The organism is Zobellia sp. B3R18 (assembly GCF_018860715.1).
GTDB lineage: Bacteria > Bacteroidota > Bacteroidia > Flavobacteriales > Flavobacteriaceae > Zobellia > Zobellia russellii.
This window is the reverse complement of record NZ_JAHKQG010000005.1, coordinates 174649-200646: the sequence shown is the minus strand read 5'-3', so window position 1 is coordinate 200646 and position 25998 is coordinate 174649. Positions and strand designations below refer to the sequence as shown.

At 37.5% G+C, this 25998-nt stretch carries 23 protein-coding genes; 14 read left to right on the top strand and 9 right to left on the bottom strand.

Features of this window, described 5'->3' with window-relative positions; translation table 11 throughout:
* Positions 1–32: 32 nt before the first annotated feature.
* Entirely contained in the window at positions 33–2489 is a 2457-nt protein-coding gene (locus tag KO513_RS03225; RefSeq protein WP_215912268.1) for a YfhO family protein, read from the bottom strand.
* A gap of 188 nt (positions 2490–2677) precedes the next feature.
* Positions 2678–2947, bottom strand: coding sequence for a DUF4834 family protein (locus KO513_RS03220; protein WP_215912267.1), 270 nt, complete (start codon positions 2945–2947; stop codon positions 2678–2680).
* A gap of 246 nt (positions 2948–3193) precedes the next feature.
* Between KO513_RS03220 and KO513_RS03215 the strand changes: the two genes are divergently transcribed.
* Entirely contained in the window at positions 3194–4273 is a 1080-nt protein-coding gene (locus KO513_RS03215) for a transporter (RefSeq protein ID WP_215912266.1), read from the top strand.
* A gap of 94 nt (positions 4274–4367) precedes the next feature.
* Positions 4368–5486 (top strand): GTP cyclohydrolase, encoded by a 1119-nt coding sequence (locus tag KO513_RS03210; protein WP_215912265.1) that lies wholly within the window; start codon positions 4368–4370, stop codon positions 5484–5486.
* Between the two features lie 124 nt (positions 5487–5610).
* Here KO513_RS03210 and KO513_RS03205 read toward each other — a convergent pair whose 3' ends face one another.
* From KO513_RS03205 to KO513_RS03195, 3 genes are all read right to left on the bottom strand, one after another.
* On the bottom strand, positions 5611–6870 hold the full coding sequence (locus KO513_RS03205) for an aminotransferase class I/II-fold pyridoxal phosphate-dependent enzyme (protein ID WP_215440575.1): 1260 nt from the start codon (positions 6868–6870) through the stop codon (positions 5611–5613).
* Positions 6871–6996: 126 nt separating this feature from the next.
* Positions 6997–8040, bottom strand: coding sequence for a PLP-dependent cysteine synthase family protein (locus KO513_RS03200; protein ID WP_215912264.1), 1044 nt, complete (start codon positions 8038–8040; stop codon positions 6997–6999).
* A gap of 262 nt (positions 8041–8302) precedes the next feature.
* Positions 8303–10360: a S9 family peptidase gene (locus KO513_RS03195; RefSeq protein WP_252735659.1), complete on the bottom strand. Its 2058-nt coding sequence runs from the start codon at positions 10358–10360 to the stop codon at positions 8303–8305.
* A 147-nt stretch (positions 10361–10507) separates the two neighbouring features.
* On the opposite strand from KO513_RS03195, the gene KO513_RS03190 reads away from it, so the two are divergent.
* Together KO513_RS03190 and KO513_RS03185 are read left to right on the top strand one after the other, a co-directional pair.
* Entirely contained in the window at positions 10508–10834 is a 327-nt protein-coding gene (locus KO513_RS03190) for a YbaB/EbfC family nucleoid-associated protein (RefSeq protein WP_215912262.1), read from the top strand.
* A 38-nt stretch (positions 10835–10872) separates the two neighbouring features.
* Positions 10873–11316 carry a thioredoxin family protein gene (locus KO513_RS03185; protein WP_215912261.1) on the top strand — a complete coding sequence of 148 codons (444 nt, stop codon included), beginning with the start codon at positions 10873–10875 and terminating at the stop codon, positions 11314–11316.
* A 44-nt stretch (positions 11317–11360) separates the two neighbouring features.
* On the opposite strand, the gene KO513_RS03180 is transcribed toward KO513_RS03185, so the two are convergent.
* Positions 11361–12461: an OmpA family protein gene (locus KO513_RS03180; protein WP_215912260.1), complete on the bottom strand. Its 1101-nt coding sequence runs from the start codon at positions 12459–12461 to the stop codon at positions 11361–11363.
* A 301-nt stretch (positions 12462–12762) separates the two neighbouring features.
* Between KO513_RS03180 and KO513_RS03175 the strand changes: the two genes are divergently transcribed.
* Positions 12763–13077: a YegP family protein gene (locus KO513_RS03175; RefSeq protein WP_215440581.1), complete on the top strand. Its 315-nt coding sequence runs from the start codon at positions 12763–12765 to the stop codon at positions 13075–13077.
* Here KO513_RS03175 and KO513_RS03170 read toward each other — a convergent pair.
* Positions 13072–14094: a threonine aldolase family protein gene (locus KO513_RS03170; protein ID WP_215440582.1), complete on the bottom strand. Its 1023-nt coding sequence runs from the start codon at positions 14092–14094 to the stop codon at positions 13072–13074. The genes KO513_RS03175 and KO513_RS03170 overlap by 6 nt on opposite strands.
* Positions 14095–14338: 244 nt before the next feature.
* On the opposite strand from KO513_RS03170, the gene KO513_RS03165 reads away from it, so the two are divergent.
* The 7 genes from KO513_RS03165 (at position 14339) to KO513_RS03135 (ending at position 22542) form a co-directional block, all read left to right on the top strand.
* Entirely contained in the window at positions 14339–15802 is a 1464-nt protein-coding gene (locus tag KO513_RS03165; protein WP_215912259.1) for a circularly permuted type 2 ATP-grasp protein, read from the top strand.
* A gap of 62 nt (positions 15803–15864) precedes the next feature.
* Complete coding sequence (locus tag KO513_RS03160) at positions 15865–16812, top strand: alpha-E domain-containing protein (RefSeq protein WP_215912258.1); 948 nt, start codon at positions 15865–15867, stop codon at positions 16810–16812.
* 61 nt (positions 16813–16873) lie between these two features.
* Positions 16874–17731, top strand: coding sequence for a transglutaminase-like domain-containing protein (locus tag KO513_RS03155; protein ID WP_215912257.1), 858 nt, complete (start codon positions 16874–16876; stop codon positions 17729–17731).
* A 129-nt stretch (positions 17732–17860) separates the two neighbouring features.
* A protein-coding gene (gene prfB, locus KO513_RS03150; RefSeq protein ID WP_252735658.1) for a peptide chain release factor 2 occupies positions 17861–18962 on the top strand; the annotation gives its coding sequence in 2 pieces (ribosomal slippage) (positions 17861–17926 and positions 17928–18962; 1101 coding nt in all).
* Positions 18963–19000: 38 nt separating this feature from the next.
* Positions 19001–19342, top strand: coding sequence for an arsenate reductase (glutaredoxin) (gene arsC / locus KO513_RS03145; protein ID WP_215440590.1), 342 nt, complete (start codon positions 19001–19003; stop codon positions 19340–19342).
* A 193-nt stretch (positions 19343–19535) separates the two neighbouring features.
* Entirely contained in the window at positions 19536–20042 is a 507-nt protein-coding gene (locus tag KO513_RS03140) for a hypothetical protein (RefSeq protein ID WP_215440592.1), read from the top strand.
* Position 20043: 1 nt separating this feature from the next.
* Complete coding sequence (locus tag KO513_RS03135; RefSeq protein WP_215912256.1) at positions 20044–22542, top strand: TonB-dependent receptor domain-containing protein; 2499 nt, start codon at positions 20044–20046, stop codon at positions 22540–22542.
* Between the two features lie 126 nt (positions 22543–22668).
* Here KO513_RS03135 and KO513_RS03130 read toward each other — a convergent pair whose 3' ends face one another.
* On the bottom strand, positions 22669–22839 hold the full coding sequence (locus KO513_RS03130) for a hypothetical protein (RefSeq protein WP_162857241.1): 171 nt from the start codon (positions 22837–22839) through the stop codon (positions 22669–22671).
* A gap of 160 nt (positions 22840–22999) precedes the next feature.
* Here KO513_RS03130 and fumC point away from each other — a divergent pair, with 160 nt between their 5' ends.
* Positions 23000–24397: a class II fumarate hydratase gene (fumC, locus tag KO513_RS03125; protein WP_215912255.1), complete on the top strand. Its 1398-nt coding sequence runs from the start codon at positions 23000–23002 to the stop codon at positions 24395–24397.
* An 89-nt stretch (positions 24398–24486) separates the two neighbouring features.
* Here the strand turns inward: fumC and KO513_RS03120 are convergent, their stop codons facing one another.
* Positions 24487–25374 carry a hypothetical protein gene (locus KO513_RS03120; protein WP_215440597.1) on the bottom strand — a complete coding sequence of 296 codons (888 nt, stop codon included), beginning with the start codon at positions 25372–25374 and terminating at the stop codon, positions 24487–24489.
* 162 nt (positions 25375–25536) lie between these two features.
* Between KO513_RS03120 and KO513_RS03115 the strand changes: the two genes are divergently transcribed.
* Positions 25537–25998: a GNAT family N-acetyltransferase gene (locus tag KO513_RS03115; protein ID WP_215912254.1), complete on the top strand. Its 462-nt coding sequence runs from the start codon at positions 25537–25539 to the stop codon at positions 25996–25998.

Below are 25998 nucleotides of genomic sequence, written 5' to 3'. Positions count from 1 at the left end.
TACTAGATGTAAGATTGGGGAACCTGTACAAACTATTTTTCAACTTCTTTCTTTTCTTGACCTTCGTCCTTCTTTGAACTATAAAATGTAAAACCTATTCCGCCTAAAACTATAAGCACCAATACAATGGAACTTGCTAGCGTAATCTGGCTTCCTATCCTTACCACTTCAGGTTCAAACTTGAATTCTATGGTGTGCTCCCCACTTGGAACCTCTATGGCCCTTAGGGTATAATTTACCTTAATATGGTCTTTTAACTTTCCATTTATATAAGCGTTCCATCCGTTTTGGTAATACATTTCGGAAAAAACAGCAAGGCCATCATTAGAATTTTTAGACTTATAAGTTAAGTGATTAGGAGCGTAATCCGTTAAAACTATAGCAGCTGTAGAATCTACCTTAAATTCAAAATTGTTCAAATTTTTAACCTTGGCCACGTTTAGGACAGCTTCGGTTCGCGTATCCAATTTATCCAGAGCCTGAATTTCTTCATCTGCAGAATTCACTTTTACTACATGGTTTACAAACCAAGCATTGCCATTGGCGTTAGGGTTTACAGCTGGGTAACTTTTACCTTCTTCATCCTGCTGAATTACATACTTTACATTTAACATGTTCAATACGCCCATGTTGCCTTTATACACGTAAAAGCTGAAAAGGTCTTCCAGTCCGGCTGGTTTTGCCGCATGATACCCACCAATAGATTGATGATAGTAAGATGTACGGGCACCGTTAATACCTTCATTGGGATCATACACCCTATAGATACTCTTATCCTTACTTATTTCCTTGTCCAAAGCAGTTTCAGGAAACGGCTGTGTCATTTTCCTTTTAGAAACAAAATTCTCGGAGTCAACATAGCGTAAACCAACACCAACCAAATCAAAAATAATCAATGCCCCAATTGCAACTATGGCTATGTTCTCTTTAAGTTTTCCTTTAATATAGAACCAAAGTGCCAAGGCCGCCAAAAAGACAAATATCATAGACCGTAAAAGATCTGAGTTATATACGGCTTTACGGTCTGCTTGAATCAAAGAAACCAGTTCATCCCCATAATTTCGTTTTAGAAAATCGTCACTAGGGCCTTCAAAATCAAAACCGGCTTTAAAGATGAACAAAGCAACACTTAAACCCAATACCATAAAAAATGATATCTTAAGTGCATTCAGCTTTTCGGAAACATCAACCGTAGATTTAAAAAGTTCGCGCAATGCTAGAATAGCTAACACCGGAGCACACAACTCCAAAATCACCTGTATAGAGGAGACTGCCCTAAATTTGTCATATAACGGGAAATAGTCAATCATGAAGTCCGTCAAGAAGTTAAAATTCTTTCCCCAAGACAGAAACAGAGACATAAGCACGCCCCCAAGAAGCCACCATTTGGCTTTTCCCTTCACTAAAATAAGCCCTAAGATAAACAGGAAAAAGATAATGGCACCGATATAAGCAGGACCTGACGTTCCCGGCTGATCGGCCCAATACAAGGGCAAACCACTAGAAAAATTCAATGCTTGGCTACGAGATACACCTTGATCTATTAAGAAATCATAACTTTTGGAGTTTTCTCCCAGGTTCTCGTTATTTGATCCCCCAAACAAGCGGGGTACAAAAAGGTTCAATGATTCCGTAATACCGTAGCTCCATTGGGTAATATATGACTTCTCCAGCCCTCCCGTATTTTCTTTTGTTGAGCCATCTGGATTAATGGTTAGTTCAGATTTACCACGGGTGCTCCAATCCGCATATTCTTTTGTTGCCATTAAACTAGTTGCATTAGCGGCAATCCCCAATATAACCGCAACCAGGAGTAGGCCTACAGAACTAAAATAATGTTTTAGCTTTTCCGTTCGGATGGCATCTACCAAGTAAACTACACCTAAAATTAAAACTAAAAGCATAAAATAATAGGTCATCTGATAATGATTGGCCCGTATCTCCAATGCCATTGAAATTGCAGTTAAAATAAATCCCCAGAGATATTTTTTACGGAACACCAATACAATACCTCCTAAAAGCATGGGCAGATACCCCAAGGCATGGGCTTTTGCATTATGCCCAACACCAAGAATAATGATGAGATAGGTTGAAAAACCGAAGGCCAAGGCACCAACTATGGCCAATCTATAATCTACTTTCAGGCAACAAAGCAAGATATAGAAGCCGATAAAATATAAAAACAAATAATCTGCGGGTCTAGGTAAAAACCGGATTAGATTATCTAATTTCTTAACGTAATCGTGAGGATAATACGCGCCTAATTGATAAGTGGGCATGCCTCCAAAGGCACTATTTGTCCAATAGGGCTCTTCCCCCGTTTTCTTTCTAAAATCGTTCTGCTCCTTGGCCATACCCGTAAACTGAACAATATCTGACTGTTCTATTACCTTGCCTTGAAGCACAGGATGAAAATAGGCCAAAGCGGCAATCACAAAAAAAATAGTAACAAAAAAATGTACGAAGAAGGCCTTCAATCCTTTTTGCATAATGGGATTTATCGGTTGTTTCGGCTAAAATAATGAAGTTATCTCTACTTTCGAATTTGTTTTGAACTTAACTTAAAAGATAGTCGTAAGTTTTAAAAACATAAACGCAGATTGCAAAGCTTTTATAGGTTCAAAAAGTATTCGATTTTAAAGTATAAAAAAAAAGAACTAGTGTAGTACAAAGAAGTTTACTCTACTTCCTCAAAATCAATATAATCACCCACCTGATTGTTTGAAGTATTCTTTTTTGATGGTTTCTTATCAATTATAACATCTCCTACCCGTTCCTTTTGATTTTGGCCATTTGTTTGTTGTGCAAATTCACCAAACTTTTCATTAAAATGTTCTTGGGTTTTTCGAGCGGCATACCCGAATATTTTGGGGGCAAACATCTTCACTAAGATCTTAAAAAGATAATAGACCAATAAAATTATTAAGATTGTCTTTAAAAATGCCATACTTTTTTCAAAATGATTATATCAAAAATACGATTCTAACGTTGTAATAACTGTGTAGAAGTGCTAAAATATTATTAAAGTAGTTTTTATGAATCTATATTTCGGATTCCAACACAGAGATAAACCACTGAAAACAAAGGCTTACAAGACGTTTTTTGTTTTAAAAATGGTTATATGCATACGATAGATTTTAGATTTTTCACACAAAAAAGAACAAGCCTGAATTAATTAATCAAGCGACCCAAAATGAAAAAGTATCTATTAACTCTCCTTTTTACGCTACCTATGGTAGCCACAGCACAATATACAGATGTAATTAATTCTAACCGCCCAGGTATGTCCGTTAGTGCATACGCAGTTGGTAGAAATGTGTTGCAGTTGGAGGCCGGTATTCTTTACGAACAGCGAGACCATACTCTTTTGGACACAAAAAGTAATATTTGGGGTTCTGATATTTCACTACGGTACGGTCTGTTGTTTGAGCAATTAGAAATAAATTATGAAGGCACGTATGTAAACCAGAACATTACTTATAACAGTTTGAACGTTTCTGAGAATTTAACTGATTTTTCAAGAAATCGGGTTGGTCTTAAGTACTTGATTTATGACCGATATAAAAACCCGGAACGTAATAAACCCAATTTATATAGCTGGAAAGCCAATTATGGTTTTAAATTTAAAAACTTAATTCCCTCTGTTTCCCTCTATGGTGGCACCACTTTTAATCTAGGCGATAACCCTTTCTACGTTGTTGACCCAACCGTATCTTACCGCGGAATGATTGCGACCCAAAGTAGATTAACTCCGCGATTTGTACTTATAACCAACATTGCATACGATAGAATTACCACGGATTATCCTGAATTAAGTTACCTAGTTTCCATAAGCCATGCTTTTCGCAATCCCAAATGGAGTGCCTTTATAGAGAACCAAGGTATACAGAGTGATCGTTATTCAGATGCCCTTATACGTGGTGGTGTGGCCCACTTACTTGCGGATGACCTACAGGTTGATTTTAATTTGGGTGCCAGCTTTAAAAACACACCTTCCAGAATTTTTATGACCGTTGGCGGGTCTTACCGATTTGACTTTCACAAAGACAAGCTCATATCAATTGATGAGCAAAGTGCCGGTGAAAATGGCGGCCCTATTAAAAAGAACGCCATGAAGAAGAAGGAAAAAGAGGATCGTAAAAAAAATAAGAAAAGCGGTGGCGCCGAGGATATCGATTTAGGTCCATCTAAGAAACAACTCAAAAAGCTTAAAAAGGAAGAGCGAAAGAAACGCAAAAACAAAGACCGTGATAACGGAGCTATAGATTTTTAAGCCAAGACAACTCATTCATTATTCATAAAATTAAGTTTCATAATTTTATTCTAACCCTATTTATCCCTAATATTGACCTTACAAAAAGAATTGTATGGTCACCCTTAAAGAAGCGATTTCAAAAGCAGAGCTAAAAGAGTTCGTGAAATTTCCATTTTCGCTTTATAAAGGCTCCTCTTATTGGGTACCACCTTTGATTGCCGATGAGATGGCTACTTTTGACAAGGATCAAAATCCAGCCTTTCAAAATGCGAGTTGCTGGTTCTATCTGGCCTATAAAAACAATACGCTTGTAGGAAGGGTCGTAGCTATAATCAACCACCTGGAAGTGAATGATCAAAACGTAAAAAAAATGCGTTTTGGCTGGTTTGATTTTATTGATGACCCAGAAGTTTCGGAAACCCTTCTAAATAAAGTTGCAGAAATTGGAAAAGCGCATAATCTAGAGTTTATGGAAGGCCCTGTTGGCTTTTCCAACTTAGATAAGGTTGGGGTGCTTACGGATGGTTACGATCAACCGGGAAGCATGGTGACCTGGTATAACCACGCCTATTACATTAATCATTACGAACGTTTGGGTTTTGCAAAGGAAAAAGGATATGTTGAAAACAAGTTCCCGGCCAGCAACGCAGATCCGGCTTTATTTACAAAATTGAACGAACTGGTAAAAAGACGTTACGGCTTACGTGAAATAAACTTCAAAAAAACCAGCGAAGTCTTACCATTGGTGGATCAAATGTTTGACCTGTTCAACCAAACCTATTCCAAATTATCCTCGTTTGTTCCTATAACCGATGTTCAAAAGGAATATTTCAAGAAAAAATACATAACCTTTATAGACCCGGAGTATATTAAGTTTATTGTAGACAAGAATGACAGCCTAATTGCGTTTGCAATTGTTATGCCCTCGTTCTCCCATGCATTACAAAAAGCTAAGGGAAAGTTGTTTCCTTTTGGTTTTTTACACCTTCTTCGTGCGAAAAAATACAATAAAGATGCCGTTTTTTATTTGATAGGTATTCACCCGGATTATCAAAATAAAGGAGTTACGGCCATTATTTTTAATGAATACTACAAAACATTCAACAAGCGCGGTATTCAAATGTGCTATAGAACCCCGGAACTAGAAGATAATATTGCCATCCGCCAAATGTGGAAGCATTTTTCCCCAATAATTTATAAGCGGCGTGCCACCTACAAAAAGAGTCTATAGCCGCAAATGGCTACTTCCCTACTCTTCATTCGCTCACTCTAAGAAATAATCGAACTCCCTATAAAAAACAAAATGCCCCATTTAAAATGAGGCATTTGTTTCATAAAGATTATTTAAGCCGATGTTACTCGCCCATAGCCGCAGCTACCGCAGCGGACAATCTTTTATAAGTACCATTCTCCAAACGGTCTCTAATAGCAGAGAATGCATCTAATGTCTCTTCTATATCCTGCATAGTGTGTGTAGCGGTAGGAATCATACGTAAAAGTATCAACCCCTTTGGTATCACTGGATACACTACAATTGAACAGAAGATACCGTAATTCTCACGTAAATCCTTTACAAGGGCCATAGCCTCTGGAATACTACCGTTCAAGTACACTGGAGTTACACAAGTATTGGTACTTCCAATATCAAAACCTCTACTCTTAAGTCCGTTTTGAAGTGCGTTTACGTTCTCCCATAACTTAGCCTTAAGCTCAGGCATAGTACGCAACATGTCCAATCTTTTTAAGGCCCCTTTCACATAAATCATAGGTAATGACTTAGCGAACATTTGGGACCTTAAATTATATTTTAAGTAGTCTATAATCTCTTTATCTGCAGCTAAAAACGCTCCAATACCGGCCATAGACTTTGCAAAGGTTGCAAAATATACATCTATATCCTTTTGTACGCCCTGTTCTTGTCCTGCACCTGCACCAGTGGCACCCAAGGTTCCAAAACCATGTGCATCATCTACAAATAAACGGAACGTATATTTTTCTTTAAGGGCAACTATTTCTTTTAGTTTTCCTTGCTCACCGCGCATTCCGAAAACACCTTCCGAAATAACTAATATTCCTCCACCGGTCTGTTCGGCCATTTTTGTGGCGCGCTCTAAGTTTTTCTCTAAACTATCAATATCATTATGCTTAAACGTAAAACGTTTTCCCATATGTAGCCTAACACCATCAATAATACAAGCATGGGCATCTACATCATAAACAATAATATCGTCCTTTGATACAAGGGCATCAATAGCAGAAACCATTCCCTGATAACCAAAGTTCAGCAAATAAGCAGATTCCTTATCAACAAATTCGGCTAATTCTTTTTCTAATTGCTCATGAAAATCAGTATGACCGCTCATCATTCTTGCTCCCATAGGGTAAGCCGATCCATATTCTGCAGCGGCTTCACCATCTACCTTCTTAACTTCAGGTAGGTTAGCAAGACCCAGATAATCGTTAATACTCCAGGTAATTACCTCTTTTCCCTGAAACTTCATTCGGTTAGAAATTGGCCCTTCCAACTTAGGAAAAACGAAATATCCCTCCGCCTGTGAAGCCCATTTTCCTAATGGCCCCTTGTTCTCAATAATTCTATCAAATAAATCTCGCATTTAGGTGTACTTTGGATTTTAGTGCAAAAGTAAGATTTTAAGAGCAACATTCATAAAATATTATTCTCTAACAAAAAAGCAACAACCTTTACGATTATTGCTTTCCCACTTTTACAAACTTGTAATTTATTCTTTTATGTATTGTACCTTTTGAGTTTCGCTTACTTCATTGGTATCAAAGAAGCCTTGATCCTCCATCCATTGATCACTATATACTTTACTCATATATCTTGAACCGTGATCTGGAAAGATAACAACAACATTATCTTTAGGACCAAATTCCCCTTCTTCGTTCAATTGTTTCAATGCCTGCATAACGGCACCACTGGTATATCCTGCAAAAATACCTTCGGTTCTTGCCAATTCACGAGCCGTGTGGGCACTTTCTGAATCCGTAACTTTAATGAACTTGTCTATTACATCAAAATCCGTTGCTCCAGGTATAAGGTTCTTTCCTAACCCTTCAATTCTGTACGGGTAAATTTCATTGGAATCAAACTCTCTTGTTTCGTGGTATTTTTTCAACACAGAACCAAAAGCATCAACACCTATTACCTTAACATTGGGGTTTTGTTCTTTTAAGTATTTGGCAGTTCCGGAAATAGTACCTCCAGTACCACTACATGCAACAAAATGTGTGATTTCACCTCCAGTTTGCTCCCATATTTCAGGCCCGGTACTCTCATAATGGGCATGCATGTTGAGCTCATTAAAGTATTGGTTGATGTAAATAGAACCGTTAGTTTCTTTATGCAACCGTTTTGCTACTTCATAATAAGAACGTGGATCGTCTGCACTTACGTGAGCTGGGCAGACATATACCGTAGCTCCCATTGTACGAAGCATATCGATCTTATCTTTTGATGATTTTGAACTAACCGCCAAAATACACTTATAACCTTTTATAATACTCACCATGGCAATACTAAAACCGGTATTACCAGAAGTTGTTTCTATAATGGTACTTCCTTCGGTTAAAATACCTTTACGTTCAGCTTCCTCTATAATGTGCATTGCGATGCGGTCTTTAGAGGAGTGACCTGGGTTAAAGGATTCTACTTTTGCATAAAAGTTGCCGGTAAAGCTTTCGGTTATTCTATTTAGTTGTACTAGCGGTGTGTTTCCTACAAGTTCTAGGATATTATTGTAAGCCTTAATTTTGTTTTCCATAAAGGATGTCTGGTTTTGGGAACTATTGATAAAAAGATAAGTTTCCACAAAATTACTTGGACAAAATTACTATTTTTTTTGAATATGTCATTTTATCATGCAAAATACCTCCAAAAAATGAAGATTTTCATTCATAAACCATGATTTGTTAACGTTTCATTAGCATAATTGCCCTAATCTAGTCAATTCTGAAGTGGTCATAAGGTTCCTTTTTATCCCCTACTTCTATTAGATTCAAAAAATTACCATATATACAGTATGCTTATTTAGCCTTCCCCTCTAAGTCCAACAGAAAGGCATACTCTTTTGCTACTTCTTTTAAGGACTCAAAACGGCCCGAAGCACCTCCGTGACCCGTATCCATATTAATGTCCATCATCAATAGGTTATGATTAGCTCTCAATTCCCTCAATTTGGCCACCCACTTTGCAGGTTCAAAATATTGAACTTGAGAATCATGCAGACCTGTAGTAACCAGTAAATTAGGATAGTCCTGTGCTGTAACTTGATCATATGGGGAATATGATTTCATATATTCATAATACGTCTTGTCATTTGGGTTTCCCCATTCATCGTACTCGCCCGTGGTTAACGGAATGGAATCATCTAACATAGTAGTTACAACATCTACAAACGGTACAGCGGCAATAACCCCGTTATATAATTCCGGAGCCATATTAATGATGGCGCCCATAAGAAGGCCTCCTGCAGAACCACCCATAGCATATAGGTGCTCAGATGAAGTATAGCCTTCTTGTACCAAATGCTTGGAACAATCTACAAAATCCGTAAAAGTATTCTTCTTTTTGAGCAGTTTTCCATCTTCGTACCAAGGTCTCCCCAGGTACTCACCTCCTCTTATATGTGCTATGACATAAACAAAACCTCTATCCAAAAGACTTAGTCTTACCGTTGAAAAATAAGGGTCTATTGTATGACCGTATGAACCATAAGCATATTGCAAAACAGGAGTGCTTTCATTGAGCGGCGTGTCTTTATGATAAACAACGGACATAGGGACTTTTACACCATCTCGGGCCGTGGCCCAAATACGTTTCTCCTTATAGTTGTCCTTATGAAATTTACCGCCCAAAACTTCTTGTTCCTTCTTAACTTCCTTCTCCTTGGTTCGCATATTAAAATCAATGATGGAGCTAGGAGTTGTCATGGAATTATATCCATAACGAAGAATCTCAGTATCAAAATCCGGATTACGGCCTACACCAGCAGTATAGGTTTCGCTTTCAAAAGGAAGGTAATATGCATTAGTACCATCCCACCTATTAATTTGCACACGATTAAGGCCATTGGTTCTTTCGGAAATAACGTAATAGTCTTTAAAAATATCAATGTCCTCTAAAAGCACATCATCTCGGTGTGGTATAAATTCTTTCCAACTGTCTGAGGAAGTATTGTTCTCATCGGTTTTCATCAATTTAAAATTGGTTGCACCGTCTTTATTGGTCAACACATAGAAATGATCACCGTAATGCGAAATACCATACTCTACTCCCCGCTCCCTTGGAGAAAACATCTTTAATTCCCCGTCCGGATTGTCCGCTCGTAAAAATTGATATTCAGAAGTTAGGGTACTGTAAGAACCAATGATGATATATTTTTTTGATTTTGACTTGTAGACATACGTTCCAAACGTATCATCCGTTTCATGAAAAACCAACTGATCATCCTCTGCAGACGTACCAAATTTATGCTTCAGAATCTGGTCCGATCGTAAAGTAACTTCATCTTTTTTGGTATAAAAAAGTGTTCTATTGTCATCTGCCCATACTGAGCCTCCTGTAGTATTTTCTATTTTATCCTCATAGATTTCTCCCGTTTCCAAGTTTTTGATACTTATAGTGTATTGGCGGCGAGAGACTGTATCTACCCCAAAAGCTGCAAGTTTATTATCAGGGCTAATGGCTATACCACCAATACTAAAGAATTCATGCCCTTTAGCCATTTCATTACCGTTAAACATAATCTCCTCAGAAGCATCAAGAGTTTCTTTTTTACGGGCATAAATGGGATATTCCTTACCAATCTCATATCTAGTAATATACCAATATCCGTTTTGTTTGTAGGGTACCGATGTATCATCTTCTTTAATTCTGGACTTCATCTCATTAAAAAGATCATCCTGAAATTCTTTGGTATGTGCAGTAGAAGCATCATAAAATGCTTTCTCCGCTTCAAGATAAGAGATAACCTCCGGGTTTTCCTTATCGTTCAACCAATAGTAATTATCTACCCTAACATCACCATGCTTTTCTAAATTATGTGGAACCTTCTTTGCTATTGGTGCTTTTACTTCACTCATATGTATTTCTTGACTTTGTACTAAAGGCACAAATGTAAGGCATAAGGCAAGAACGATTTTCTTTTTTTTACATAGCTTCATTAGTAATGGGTTTTCTTACACAATTTAGTAATTTTGTAACCTAATTCAATTTTTAAAATTAAACTTATGTTTGGAGACATGATGGGTATGATGGGGAAACTAAAAGAGACCCAACAAAAGGTAGAGGCCACAAAAAAACGGATGGATACGGTAACCCTTGAAGAAGCTTCTTCCGAAGACTTACTAAAGGTGACCATAACCGCGAACAGAGAAATTAAAAAGATCCAAATTGATGATAGTTTGTTGGAGGACAAAGAGCAATTAGAAGATTTTCTGATTCTTACCCTTAACAAAGCAATTGCAAAAGCAACACAGGTAAACGAGACAGAACTTGCTGCTGTGGCTAAAGAAGGTATACCCAATATTCCAGGTATGGATTCGTTATTTAAATAATGGCAAGCTATTTGCTTTTATTTAAAAAAAAATCGCTCATGAAGTTTTTGCTTTTTCTTTTGCTACCTCTTTTTCTAGTTGGACAGAATGATACTTCCAACACTGTCGATTGGTTGAAAGACTATGACACGGCCATAAAAGTTTCAAAAAAAGAAAACAAAAATGTTTTGGTTTATTTTACCGGAAGTGATTGGTGCCCGCCTTGCAAAATGCTTAAACGCGACCTATTTGATACAAATGAATTCTCTGAATTATCTAGCAATTATGTGTTATTGTATATAGATATCCCCAGAAATAGGGATCTGTTAAGCGAAGAGCAATGGAACCACAATCAAGAACTTTTTAAAAAATTGAACAAGAAAGGGGTGTTCCCCATGCTTGCCGTAGTAAATGAAAAGGGAAAAATGCTTGATGAATATTCCGGTTATGGTATGACCGGAGAAATTAAATATCACATAGACTTCTTGAAAAAAAACAAATAAAAAAGCCCCATATATGGGGCTTTTAATTTTTAGGGGATTATAGTTTAGTTATTTATCAACCTAAACTCCGTTCTTCTGTTTACGGCATGCTCTCTTGCTGTACAAGAAACTCCATCTTTACATCTGTTCTTAAGTTTAGTCTCACCATATCCGTTAGCTACCAAAAGACTAGAATTAATGCCTTTAGAAATTAAGTATTGAGCTACGGACTTTGCTCTACGTTCCGATAAATCTTGGTTAGAAGAAGCACTACCTTGAGCATCTGTATGAGAAGCCAACTCTACCTTAACTCCAGGGTTTTGAGCCAATACCGGTAGTAATCTTGTATCTATAATGGATTTAGCCTGAGCGGTTAAAGTAGCGCTACCCGAGTTCCAGTTTATAGGAAGTGCCTGATAGGTAACTAACTCACATTTAACCTCTTTCCAAGTGGTAAGCCCACCTTTTTCCTTCAACACCTCTTTTGTATAGGATTTTGTTACCGGTGGCACCATTTCCTCAACAGTGTAAGCATCTTTATCTAAGACTGTTCTTGTAATTTCATCATAAACGGCGGGAACAACTTCCTCAACAACCTTAGCTGGAGAAATAAGTACTCTTTTCGTATAGGTAGCACTCTTTTCCGGAATAGCCGTTTTACTAGTACTTGCATCACTGGCAAGCGTTGATGTCTCTATTGTCTGGAATTCTGCAGGGTACCCTTTGTAGCACCAGTATCTACAATCGTCCGGGTTTCCAGAGTCACAGTCCGGAGCAGATGCTCCCAATTCCCATTGGGCATAGGCAGGTTTCACCTCTATGGTCTGCGATGCACTTCCAAAACTAGCTGGGATAACATTTAAGGAGTTACCACCTTCTTTAGAAACGTAGGTCACTTTCTCGGTACCCCACTCTTCAGGAATAATTCGTAATTTCTTACTCTCTTCTTTAACTAGGACACGCTCTGTAACAGTTTTATACGTCGCAGGTACAGTTTTTAGAACCTTGTAACCCGGTTTTACGGTAATAGTTACGGTTTCGTTTACATAAACGTCAGGAGTAGTACATCGTACATAACATTTTCCTGGTTCAGGGTTTTCGGGCAGGTCTTGCGCCATACCAAATGTAGCCGTAAGCACGGCAATTGAAAAAAGAATTTTCTTCATAATACGGTTAATGTTTAATGTGTTTATTATAGTTGCTTTAAAGTTAAACTTTTAATGTTTTTTAACAAGCCCTTTCCTGTTAAACATTAAAATGATCGATGAACTACATCATATTAACCAAAAAATGCACTAAATGACAGCACTAGCATAGAATAGCTCAATTAAAAATAATGATTAAGATTAGACAGTTATTTTTCTATGGAAGAAAGGGTTTCGAGCTTTAAAAATGATGTAACATTTAAATACAACTACACATATAACTGTTCCTGTTATTTTGTATCTTTTACCTAAAAATTACAAAGTGATAGAAATAGTTGCCCTACCAAATTCCGATTTTCAGTTTCACGTCAAATCCAAAAGTGGTTCCATTTTACTCACTAGCAAGGACTTTGATGACAAAACAGCACTAGAAGATACGCTGTCCCGTCTTAACAATCTTGAAATTGCACGTGGCAATTTTGAACGAAAGACTAATCATCAAGGAAAATTTCTATTCAATTTTAAAGATGAAAACGGCAATCTACTTGGTTCAAGCCAGCTATATGACTCCGAAGCAGGAATGGAGAACGGTATAAAAAATTTACGTAACCGCTTAAACGAATTAAGGGAGTTATAAATTTTTCAAAATATTCAAGAAAGCATTGTGCATTGTATCTGTATAATCTAAATGGGTAACTATCCTGAGCTTTCCTTGCCCCATATCAATTATGGACACATCTTTTTCTTTTAGTTTTTCAACAAAAGTATCTCCCGTCATAAACTTTTCATCAATTTCAAAGATGATGATATTAGTCTCAATGGGCTCTACTTGTTTTATATAGGTTAGCTTACTCAACACCTCCCCTATTTCACGCGCTTTTTGATGATCTTCTAACAAACGTTCTATGTGATTGTCCAATGCATAAATTCCCGCAGCCGCAAGAAAACCTGCCTGACGCATGCCTCCTCCAAAGATCTTGCGTACGCGTAGCGCTTGTTGCATCTGTTCTTTACTACCCACGAGAACGGAACCTACGGGGCATCCCAAACCTTTACTTAGGCAAACACTAATAGTATCGAACAAGGTCCCGTACGCTAAGGCGTTTTCCTTTTTTTCTACCAAAGCGTTCCACAAACGTGCACCATCAAGATGATAAGCCAGTTGGTTGGTATTACAAACCTCTTTTATTTTCTTTAACTCCTCAATATCCCAACAAGCACCACCGCCTTTATTGGTTGTATTTTCAACACACACCAAAGAGGTTAACGGACTATGGTAAAAATCCGGTGGGTTTATGGCTCCTTCTACCTGTTTTGCCGTAATCATTCCTCTATCTCCATCTATCAATTTACACGAAACCCCACTGTTAAAACTGACGCCACCGCCTTCATAATTGTATATATGGGCATATTTATCGCATATTAACTGGTCTCCAGGTTGTGTATGAAGCTTTATTCCTGTCTGATTTGCCATGGTGCCGGAAGGAAAAAAAAGAGCAGCTTCTTTGCCGAACATTACCGCTACTTTTTCTTCAAGGGCGTTTACCGTTGGGTCTGTTTTAAACACGTCATCTCCCACTTTGGCGCTCATCATAGCATCTAACATTCCTTGGGTGGGCTTGGTTACGGTATCACTAATAAGGTTAATATGCATGTAAAATATCTATTGTTAAATTCTAATATTCAGGTTTTTTAAGAAGCGTCATTCTCTTTGAGAATAATCTACAATATCAAAGCAAATACCGCAAAAAACATACCCATTTGCTCATGTTTAAAATCAAAACACCAAACATTCACGCCATTTATTACACAAATGATAAAATTACATTTCGATTATTGTAGTATTCTTTCCACAAAAAAGGATGAAAATAAATAACTTAAGTACAAACAAATATACTATGGTAAACTTAGAAAATCAGATTTTTTCATCCTACCAAAGAAACCCTAATTTATTTGACGAAATCTTTGATGAAAAAGGACACGTTAAGGACGTATATTCTAAACTTTTTAACCTCTATGGAGAGCATTCTATTAACGACTATGTTAATCTAAATGAGAAGGCTAAATCGTCTTTTTTTAACCAAGGAATTACTTTTCAGGTATATGATAAAAAGAAAACTCAGGAAAAAATTTTTCCGTTTGATCTTTTCCCAAGAATTATTCCTCCTGAAGAATGGAAAGTAATAGAATCTGGCTCCATACAGAGAAGTAGGGCCTTAAACCTTTTTTTATGGGATATTTACCATGACAAAAAAATCATAAGACAGGGAATTATACCCATGGAACTTATAAGTTCCTCAGCCAACTATCTGGACCAAATGAATCACCTTGATCCTCCCGGTGGCATTTATAATCATATTTCCGGCACCGATGTTATCAAGCATACGGATGGACAGTATTATGTGCTGGAAGACAATATAAGGTGCCCCAGTGGTGTGAGTTATGTAATCTGCAATCGTACCGCTCTTAAAAGGGCTCTTTTTGGAGTGTTCAATCACTATAAAACTTACTCGGTAACCAACTATGCCGAAAACCTATTGGACTTACTTGAGACCGTAAAACCCAAAGGTGTAGACGTACCAAATGTAGTTGTTATTACTCCTGGCATGTTCAATTCTGCTTTTTACGAACATTCCTATTTAGCAAAAACAATGGGTGTTGAACTGGTTGAAGGCCGTGACCTTTTTGTTGAAAATGACTTTGTTTACATGAAAACCATTCAAGGTCCACAAAAGGTAGATGTGATATATAGAAGGATCGATGATGCTTTTATTGACCCATTAGAGTTTAGACCTGATTCATCCTTGGGTGTCCCGGGACTTTTTGCTGCCTACAAAAAAGGCAATGTTACCTTGGCCAACGCTCCAGGAACCGGAGTAGCAGATGATAAAGCGGTTTACACCTATATGCCGGAAATAATTAAATATTACCTTAACGAAGAACCTATACTCAATAATGTACACACCTATCATTGCAGCAGACCCAAAGAACTGAAGTATGTTCTGAACAACATAGAAAACTTGGTTATAAAACCTGTTGACGAAGCGGGTGGATACGGTATATCTATAGGTAACCGATTAAGTAAAAAGGAGGTTGAAGTAGTAAAGGCTCAGATACTGTTGAATCCTAGAAAATATGTGGCTCAACCGATCATGTCTCTTTCGGTACACCCAACTTATATTGATAAAAGCGAATCTTTTGAACAACGTCATGTAGACCTTAGAACATTTACCGTATTGGGGAAGGACAAGGATTTTGTCTTAAAAGGAGGTTTAACCCGTGTAGCTCTAAAAAGAGGCAATCTGATCGTGAATTCCTCTCAAGGAGGAGGCTCAAAAGACACTTGGGTACTAAAAACTTAATACACCCATCTCTAATATTCAATATCATTTTTTTACGGAACACTAATATTTAAAAAATACCTATGCTAGCACGAGTAGCCAATAATCTTTTTTGGATGGGACGTTATATTGAACGTTCGGAACACATTGCCCGATACCTTAGGGTAAATTATTTTTCGTCACTCGATGCTCCTAACCAACTATCACAATCCAGACAATTTGTACTACGCTCTATGCTAACCATGATCGGAGACCCTATAGTTAACGAGTCTCAAACCCTTAACGAAGAAGAAGTGCTCTATAAAATTGGTTTGGATCCGGATTACACTTCGTCTATACTAAATAACGTGAGAAGTTCAAGGGAAAATGCCAATAGTGCCCGGGATTTAATATCGACTGAATTGTACGAATCCATTAACAAATTCTACCACTTTATCTCTAACTATGATGCCCAAGCTTATAGCAAGAATGGGCTCCACGATTTTACCCTCACCGTAACCGAGATGTCCGCTATCCTAAGAGGCAAAGTGCGAAGTACGCTCATGCATGATGAAATTTATGCTATTATAATGATGGGGGCCAACATTGAAAGGGCAACCCAGATTATACGTATAATAAACGCCAAACATAATGACGCTCTTAAAGCTCAAGGCAGTTATGGCGATAAATTCAAGAACAGCTTTGAATGGACTACCCTATTGAAGTGTACGGAATCTTATGATATGATGCGCAGGTTTTATAAAAAAACACCTAATAGTATATCTACCCTGGAGTTTCTAATCCTTAATCCAGATTGTCCAAGGTCTATAATGAACAGCCTAAACCAAGTCTGTAAGCACATAAAAATACTAGATTCCAATAAGAAACCTTGTCAAAATTCAACCGCCTTTTTAGTGGGGAAAATTAGGGCAGAATATGAGTTTAAGTGTATTGTTCAGATTGAAAATGACATTCAATCTATAATAGACAGTACTTTAAATAGTCTTTATGAAATTAGTCAGAAAATGGAAGAAGAATTTTTTAGTTATTAAAAAAGTAGACATAATCCGTTTCGAGTAAAACATATTCAAAACCAACTTATCCAACTATACCATGCCTTTAGAATACTCTATTACCTACAAAGCAAAAAACACCTATGAAGAAGCGGTGCATGAAGCATATTGGCAATTTTTGATCATCCCCCAGGAGAATGAGTCGCAACAATTTATTGGAGTGGACTTTGCAAACTCCATTCAGGCCAACAATGAATACTCCATTAACGGTTATGGCTTTAAGACCATACGGGTACACCCCAAACAAAAATTTAATGACATTGGTTTTGAAGCCAACTTTAAATTAATAAAGAAGGAAATTAACCCTTTTGATTTTGAACCGGAACAAGATATAGAAAGGTCCTATAAAAAAATTCAAGAACTAGATTTTAAAGTTGACCACGAGGCCTTTTTAAAAACAACTCATTTTACGAGTATTCCGGAGCAGAAGACACCCCTTTTTCAGTGGAATACAAGCGAATCCATTTTTGATAATATGCTTAGGCTCAACGAATATACCTATACTTATATTCGTTTTAATGCAGATGCCACAGATGTCCACACTACACTTGCCGAAATTCTAAAAATCCGTCAGGGCGTTTGTCAGGATTTTACACATTTATTCTGTGCATTGGTACGCATGCACGGCATTCCGGCTCGCTATGTTTCAGGATATCTACACCAAGGAAATGGCTATTTTGGAGATTCCCAGATGCATGCTTGGGCAGAAGTCTTCGTTCCTTATGTAGGCTGGCACGGTTTTGACCCTACAAACAATATACTGGCCGGCACCAATCATATAAAAGTTGCCCATGGCAAGGATTATAAGGACTGTTCACCTTTAAAAGGCGTGGTATATACCGCAGGAAAGAATGAAACCGTTCATTCCGTACAAGTTAGCAGTCAAAATCAGCAATAGCTCTTTTCAACTTATAAAAACCTAAAAGACATATCCATAAGAATAGCTTATTCCTAAATATAAACAATCAACTATTTACTGCAGAATAGATAAAAAAGAGTAGTATTTTTGTTTATAAAACAGAATACAATGACAATTACTACAGACCTATTTAAAGGTCTACAGGATCGCCTTGGTGCGTTAAGGAGGTATCTTTGACGTTGATGCTAAGCTTATAGAAATAGAGAACGAACAGGAGAAAACTTTGGCTCCTGACTTTTGGGACAACCCACAAGAGGCTCAAGCTCACATGAAATTCATACAGTCCAAAAAACAGTGGGTAAACGATTATAATGTTGCCAAAACACTAGTCGACGACTTGGAAATCTTATTGGAATTCCAACAAGAGGGAGAAGATAACGAAGCAGAAGTAACGGCTCAGTACCATAAGGCATTAAGCAAATTGGAGAATCTGGAGTTCAAGAACATGCTTTCCGAAGAAGGAGACGAACTCCCCGCTGTACTGCAAATTACAGCAGGTGCAGGAGGTACGGAAAGTTGTGATTGGGCATCTATGCTTATGCGCATGTATATGATGTGGGCCGAGAAAAACAAGTACAAGGTAAAGGAGCTCAACTATCAAGAAGGAGATGTTGCCGGTATAAAAACCGTAACGTTGGAGATAGATGGCGATTTTGCATTTGGTTGGTTAAAAGGTGAAAATGGTGTTCACAGATTGGTGCGTATTTCACCGTTTGACAGTAATGCCAAACGCCACACTTCATTTGCATCTGTATATGTATACCCTCTTGTAGATGACAGTATTGAGATTGATGTGAACCCTGCTGATATTACCATTACAACGGCACGGTCCAGTGGAGCGGGTGGTCAGAACGTAAACAAGGTAGAGACCAAGGTACAATTGGTGCATCACCCCACAGGCATCCAAATTTCTTGTTCGGATTCTAGGAGTCAGCATGACAATAGGGCTACGGCCATGAAAATGTTGAAATCCCAACTGTACGAAATTGAGCTTCGGAAAAAAATGGAGGCCCGTCAAGAAATAGAATCCTCTAAGATGAAGATTGAATGGGGTTCTCAAATTCGAAACTATGTTATGCACCCGTACAAATTGATTAAAGATGTACGAACGGCAGAAGAAACAGGAAATATAGATGCCGTTATGGATGGCGATATAGATATGTTTTTAAAAGCCTATCTAATGATGATGGGGCAGAAAGATGAAGATTAGACTTACTGCATAAATTAAAATTTAAAATCAAATAACAAATGATCAAGATATACCACAACCCAAGATGCCAAAAATCCCGAGAAGGATTGAAAGTGTTGGAAAATTCAGGTAAGGAATTTGAAGTTATAAAATATCTAGAAGAAATTCCAACTAAGGAGGAGCTACGTAAGGTCATAGACTGTTTAGGAATAACTCCAGAAATGCTTGTTCGTAAAAACGAGCAAATTTGGAAAGATAATTTTAGAGGTAAGTTGCTTTCAAGTGAAGAAGTTTTGGACGCTATGATTCAGCACCCTAAATTAATTGAAAGACCAATTGTAGTAAACGGTGGAAAAGCCGTTATTGGCAGACCCGTTAATTTAATTGACGATATTATTTAAATTAAGGGTGCTTCTTAGCATCCATGCAAAAAGTAAGCATTTCGTTGATTTTCAACGGAATGCTTACTTTTGTTTTATTAAGTTTCCGTCTTCAATAATTTGGTACATTTGTTGCTGTTTCGTTTTAACAAAGCTTTAACCATAATGGGTTAAACCAATCGTAAAAAATACAATCATATAAACTGATATCGTCATGAAAAACAATATCCCATACGTTATTTTATTTTTTGTTCTATTGCTCTCAAGTCCAGAATTAGTGGCCCAATACGGCTACGGTGGCGGAGGTTATGGTTATGGTGGTGGCGGCTATGGTGGGTACGGAAGACAACGTAGTGCCATTCCGCAAGTTCAGGAAACCCCAAAAGAACCAGAACCAAAGACCGCTGAGCAAATTGTGAATGATGAGATGCCCAATATTGCAGCTGTATTGGAACTTAACGAGTTTGAGTCCGCTGTAATGAGTTCTGTGTTAAAAAAGTATCTGCAAAAGCGAATTGAAATGCAGATTTTACAACTTACACCCGAGCAAATGCGCGAGGGAATGGAAAAGATTACAAAGGCACAGGACGAAGAGTTAAAAGCTGGGCTCCCTATTGAAAAGTACGATGCTTTTGTAGAAATGCAGAAGAAAGGGATGCAGAAGACCAAGAAAGAAAAGAAGCGAGAGAAAAAACGAAAGAAGAAAAAATCCAAAGACTGACATGAATAAAACGTTCTTGATTGCCCTGTTACTGTTATCGCTAAACACATTTGCACAACGGCCGCAGCGGCCCCAAAGTCAAGAACAACAACCCATTAAAATTACCGGCACCGTTCTGGATAAGGATAACGGCCTCCCTCTTGAATATGCCACTTTAGTACTTCATAGTGTAAAAGACCCGAAAAAAGTAACCGGTGGAATTACTGATTTAGACGGTAAGTTTGAAGTTGAGACCCTGCCAGGCAAATACAATATAAGTGTAGAGTACATCTCCTATAAAACCTATAAACTAGCGGAACAGGAGCTCACACAATCCACAGATTTAGGCACTATAAAACTCGCACTTGATGTTGCCCAACTAGAAGGTGTAGAAGTTGTTGGCGAGAAAACCACGGTAGAAGTTCGCCTTGACAAAAAAATCTATAACATAGGTAAAGACCTTACCACTAGCGGCGCAACCATAAGCGACGCCCTTAACAATGTACCTTCCGTAAATGTAGATGTAGAAGGAGCTATTAGCTTGCGAGGTAACGAAAATGTTAGAATTCTAATAAACGGAAAACCTTCCGCCTTAGCAGGTTTTGGCTCTACGGATGCCCTAAGGGAATTGCCGGCAGATGCCATTGAAAAGGTTGAGGTAATTACAAGTCCCTCCGCTAGATATGATGCAGAAGGTACGGCAGGTATTTTGAACATTGTTTTGAAGCGGGAAAAAACACTAGGATTTAACGGTTCCGTAAATGTAAATATAGGGTACCCTTCACAAAGTAGTATGTCCGTAAATGCTAATTTAAGGACGAATAAGTTTAACGTATTTAATACGCTGGGCTATAGATATAATGAATCGCCTGGTCATGCTTTTTATGAAAATTCATACAACAACGGCCAATATGACCAAATTAATGAAAACCGAGATTATACCCGATCAGGCAAGGGTTTCAATAATAATTTTGGCGTTGAATATTTCTTTAACGAAAAGTCATCGCTTACGGGAAGTTTCTTTATGCGTTTTCAAGATGGGGACGACTTAACTGAAAACTATAGCGATTATTTTGAAAATGGACTTTTAACAAGGCAGAGCTTTAGAGAAGAAATTGAACTTGAGGACGAAGAAAATTATCAGTTCTCATTAAATTATGTAAATACTATTGATGATGACGGTCAAAAGCTTACCGCAGATTTACAGTATTCCAATGGTGATGAAGTAGAGAATTCTACAATTGATGACAACAATACTTTTCCCAACACCAGTCTTAACACACTTGAAAGCGTCTATCAAAACGAAATTGATGACGAATATTTAGTACAAGCCGATTATGTACTACCTATGGGAGATGCACAGTTTGAAGTAGGTTACAGGGGTACTTTTGAAAGAGAAATTACAGATTACAAACTAGACTCTTTAGATAGGTCTACCAATCAATTTGTAACCAATGAAGATTTAACCAACAAATTCAATTACCAAGAAAATGTAAATGCCCTATATACCCAATACGGTAATAAGTTCGGGAAGTTTTCTTTCTTGGCAGGTTTGCGTTTGGAAAACACGCAATTAAAGGGAGAAGTAACTTCGGACTTTGACACATCTGCCATAGAAGATGCCTTAGGCGAGGATATAGATTTAAATTTTGACAAAAACTACTTAGGGCTCTTCCCTACCCTTAACCTTATATTTGAAATTGGGGAGATGGAAAATATTTCTTTAGGCTACAATAGAAGAATCAATAGGCCTAGAGGGCGTTTTATAAATCCATTTCCCTCTAGATCCAGTAGAGCTAATATTTTTCAAGGAAATCCAGATTTGGACCCAGCTTATTCAAATTCGTTTGATTTAGGTTATTTAAAACGTTGGGACAAGCTTACGCTTACTTCATCTGTATATTATAAACGTGAGACCAATTCATTTGAATACATACAAGAAGCCACAGGACAAACCACAACGGACAGTGTGCGAATCATTAGATCCTTACCCATTAATTTATCCTCTAACGAAAGAATAGGTGCCGAAGCCGGTGTACTTTACAATCCAAAAAAATGGTTGCGCCTAAACGGTAGTGTCAACTTCTTTCAGTTCTCCAGTGAAGGAGAACATAACGGAACGGATTATGGCACGGATAACACCAGTTGGTTCGCCCGGTTTAGTTCTAAAGTAAGTCTACCCAAGAAGATAGAATGGCAGACGAATGCTTTTTACATGGGACCTCGCCAGAATGCACAGACTGAAACAAAGAGTATGCTATCCATAAACCTAGCTTTCAGCAAAGACATTATGAAAGATAAAGGTACGGTATCACTAAACGTAAGTGACCTTTTGAATTCAAGAAAAAGACAATCGTATACCGTTTCCGATGATTTTACCTCTAGAAGCGAGTTTCAGTTTAGACCTAGGTCGATTAACCTCTCCTTTAGGTATAGAATCAACCAATCTAAAGAACGAGATCGCAAAAATGGCAGAGGCGGAAATGAGAATGGTGGTGGAGAAGATGAAATGGAAGGTTAAAAGAACAGTCTCAATAAAAAATCCCTGCTAATTTAATAGATTAGCAGGGATTTTTTTATTCGATTAGATGCACAAAAAAGCAGGAAAACAATAATTCGTTTTCCTGCTTTTATATGGTTACTAGCGTTAAACGCTACGTTTTGCTTTCTTTTTATCTCTCCACTCTTTATAGAGTTCCAAGATATTTCCTCCCAACCAATAAGGTACAACAAAGGTCAACAAGAAAATCATTAACCAAAACCCAATGGTCAAAATGGTTAAAAATGCTAAAAATCCAAGGTACTGATCAAATTCCATCTTCTAAATTTTGCTATACAAAGATACTTTAGAAAGAATGAAAATTGCAAATCGAAATCAAAAAAAATAGCATAACTTAAAAAACCTAAAATTTTAAAGTCCCAAAGAGGATATAAAATGGTGAAATAGTACCTTTGTTAACTAACGTAATACTACCATAATGAGCTTTAGAATCGAAAAAGATACCATGGGCCAAGTAGAGGTGCCCAGTGATAAATATTGGGGTGCCCAAACTGAGCGTTCTAAAAATAATTTTAAGATAGGCCCAACGGCATCTATGCCTTTAGATGTGGTCTACGGATTTGCTTATTTAAAAAAAGCTGCCGCTTATGCCAATCATGAACTTGGTGTTCTTGCCGTAGAGAAAAGAGATCTCATCGCCCAAGTTTGTGACGAAATTTTAGAAGGCAAACATGATGACCAATTTCCTTTGGTTATTTGGCAAACAGGATCGGGTACACAGAGTAACATGAACGTTAACGAGGTTATCGCCAATCGTGCCCATGAAATTGCCGGAAAGAAGATTGGAGAGGGCGAGAAAACCATTCAACCTAATGATGACGTAAACAAATCGCAATCTTCCAACGATACCTTTCCAACAGGTATGCATATTGCAGCCTATAAAAAGATAGTTCAGAATACAATTCCGAGTGTTACCCAATTACGGGACACTTTGGATAAAAAATCCAAGGATTTTGCCCAAGTAGTAAAAATTGGTAGAACGCATTTAATGGATGCTACCCCCCTAACCTTGGGGCAAGAGTTTTCAGGTTATGTATCGCAGTTAGATCACGGCTTAAAAGCACTTAAGAATACATTGGACCACTTAAGTGAGTTGGCTTTAGGTGGAACTGCTGTAGGAACCGGATTGAATACACCAAATGGCTACGATGTTGTGGTGGCCAAGTATATTGCAGAATTTACGGGACTACCTTTCCGTACTGCGGAAAATAAGTTTGAGGCCCTTGCTGCGCACGATGCTATTGTTGAGAGCCATGGCGCTCTTAAGCAACTCGCGGTTTCCCTTAATAAAATAGCCAATGACGTACGTATGATGGCTTCCGGACCAAGATCTGGTATAGGCGAAATTATTATTCCGGCAAATGAGCCAGGTAGTTCAATTATGCCCGGTAAGGTGAACCCAACGCAATGTGAAGCAATGACTATGGTCTGTGCCCAAGTAATGGGTAACGATGTAGCGGTTTCTGTTGGCGGGACCCAAGGCCACTATGAACTGAATGTTTTTAAGCCTATGATGGCCGCTAACATTCTTCAGTCCGCTGAATTGATCGGAGATGCCTGTGTAAGCTTTGACGTGAACTGTGCGGCCGGTATTGAGCCAAACCATGAGGTAATTAAAGAACTCCTGAACAACTCTCTTATGTTGGTTACTGCCCTGAATACAAAAATTGGGTACTACAAAGCCGCAGAAATTGCAAATACGGCTCACAAAAACGGAACAACATTAAAGGAAGAAGCCGTTAATCTAGGTTATGTTTCTGCAGAAGATTATGACAACTGGGTAAAACCGGCAGATATGGTAGGTAGTCTTAAATAGACCAAAAACACAAATAACTGAATAAAAAAAGGGGCAATCTAGAAGATTGCCCCTTTCCATTTATATATAATGGATAGTGTGTATACTTATTATTTTAAAGTGAACTTAGAAGTTCCCAATAATTTTAATCTATCGTCATAAACATTCACCATATAGTTTCCATCTTTGAAATCTCCTGCAGGCTTGCTAATATAATCGCAAACATCTAAAGATTTGTTCTCGTAGTAGAAACCTGTTCCTTTGCTATATGTTACTGAAGCCCCAGAATCATTAGTTTTAGAGTAGCTCTCACCCAAAACGTTACCCTGTGGATCAAGAACCTCTATGAAAAACTCTCTGTCTCCAGCCTGAGCAATAACGTTATCGGCAACTGTAAAACAAATTTTAAACTTATCTGTTCTTTTAGCTCTAGAAGTAGATACCAATTTACCGCTGCTTCGCTCTTTAACGGCATCAACACTAAATTTTGATAAGTTAAGCGCAGAACCTTTCTCTACAACATCTGCCAATTGTGTGTTTTGTACAACCAAAGAATCGTTAAAAACGGTTTGTTTCTCTAATTCAGTATAAGTACTGTCTCTTTGCATTGCAATAAAAGTATTCGACTTTGTAAGTGAATCTACTTGCTTAAGCAATTGCTCTCTCTCCTGCTTTAAAACACTTACTTGTCTTCTGTATTTAGAAAGAGAAGAAATATCAGCTTTCATGTTTTTTACAGAATCAATGTATTTTGCAATGTTATCTCTAGCTGAAACCAACTCTTCGTTGGTTGCGTTGCTTTCTAGAATAGCTTTATCGTATTCAGATTTTAAACTGTTTAAATCCTCAACTACCAATTGCTTTTCTTGAGTAAGAGCGGTTTCATTCTTTTTCTTCTCTTGATAAAGGCTAACTGTGTATATGATGGTTCCCAAAAGCACCACACCTAGCAGTCCCGCCAGTACTTTTAATCCATTGTTGTTTTTTGTTTCAGTCATAATGTTAAGGTTTATTACTAGTAAGAATTATTTGTTTGTATCGCTGTATATACGGTAAGATTTTCTTTTTAGATTTTTTGATGTAAAAAAATCGATTATTAAGACAATGAAAACATTATGATATATTAACTTTAAAGTATAGTTCAATTTTTTTAAAATCACATGTCCCTTAAAATTACATCTTTTAAACCCGCGTACGCCCCAGTATTTAAAGAGCTCAACCAGAATTGGATAGAACAATACTTTTCCATAGAACCTATGGATATTTCTGTATTGGAAAATTGTCAAGAATATATAATAGATAAAGGCGGATACATCTTTTTTGCTCAAAAGGAAGATAATATAATAGGATGTTTTGCTCTTGTAAAAGTAAACAGTACCACATATGAGTTAGGAAAAATGGCTGTTTCAACAGAATTTAGAGGCCTCAAAGTGGGTCAGAAATTGTTGTCATTTGCTGTAGATTTTGCCAAAGAGCAATCTTGGGAAACCCTTATTCTATATTCAAGCACCAAATTAGAGAACGCCTTACATATTTATAAAAAATTTGGTTTTAGAGAAGTACCTATGGAAGCACATGTAGAATACGCTCGAAGCGATATAAAAATGCAATTAACCTTATAA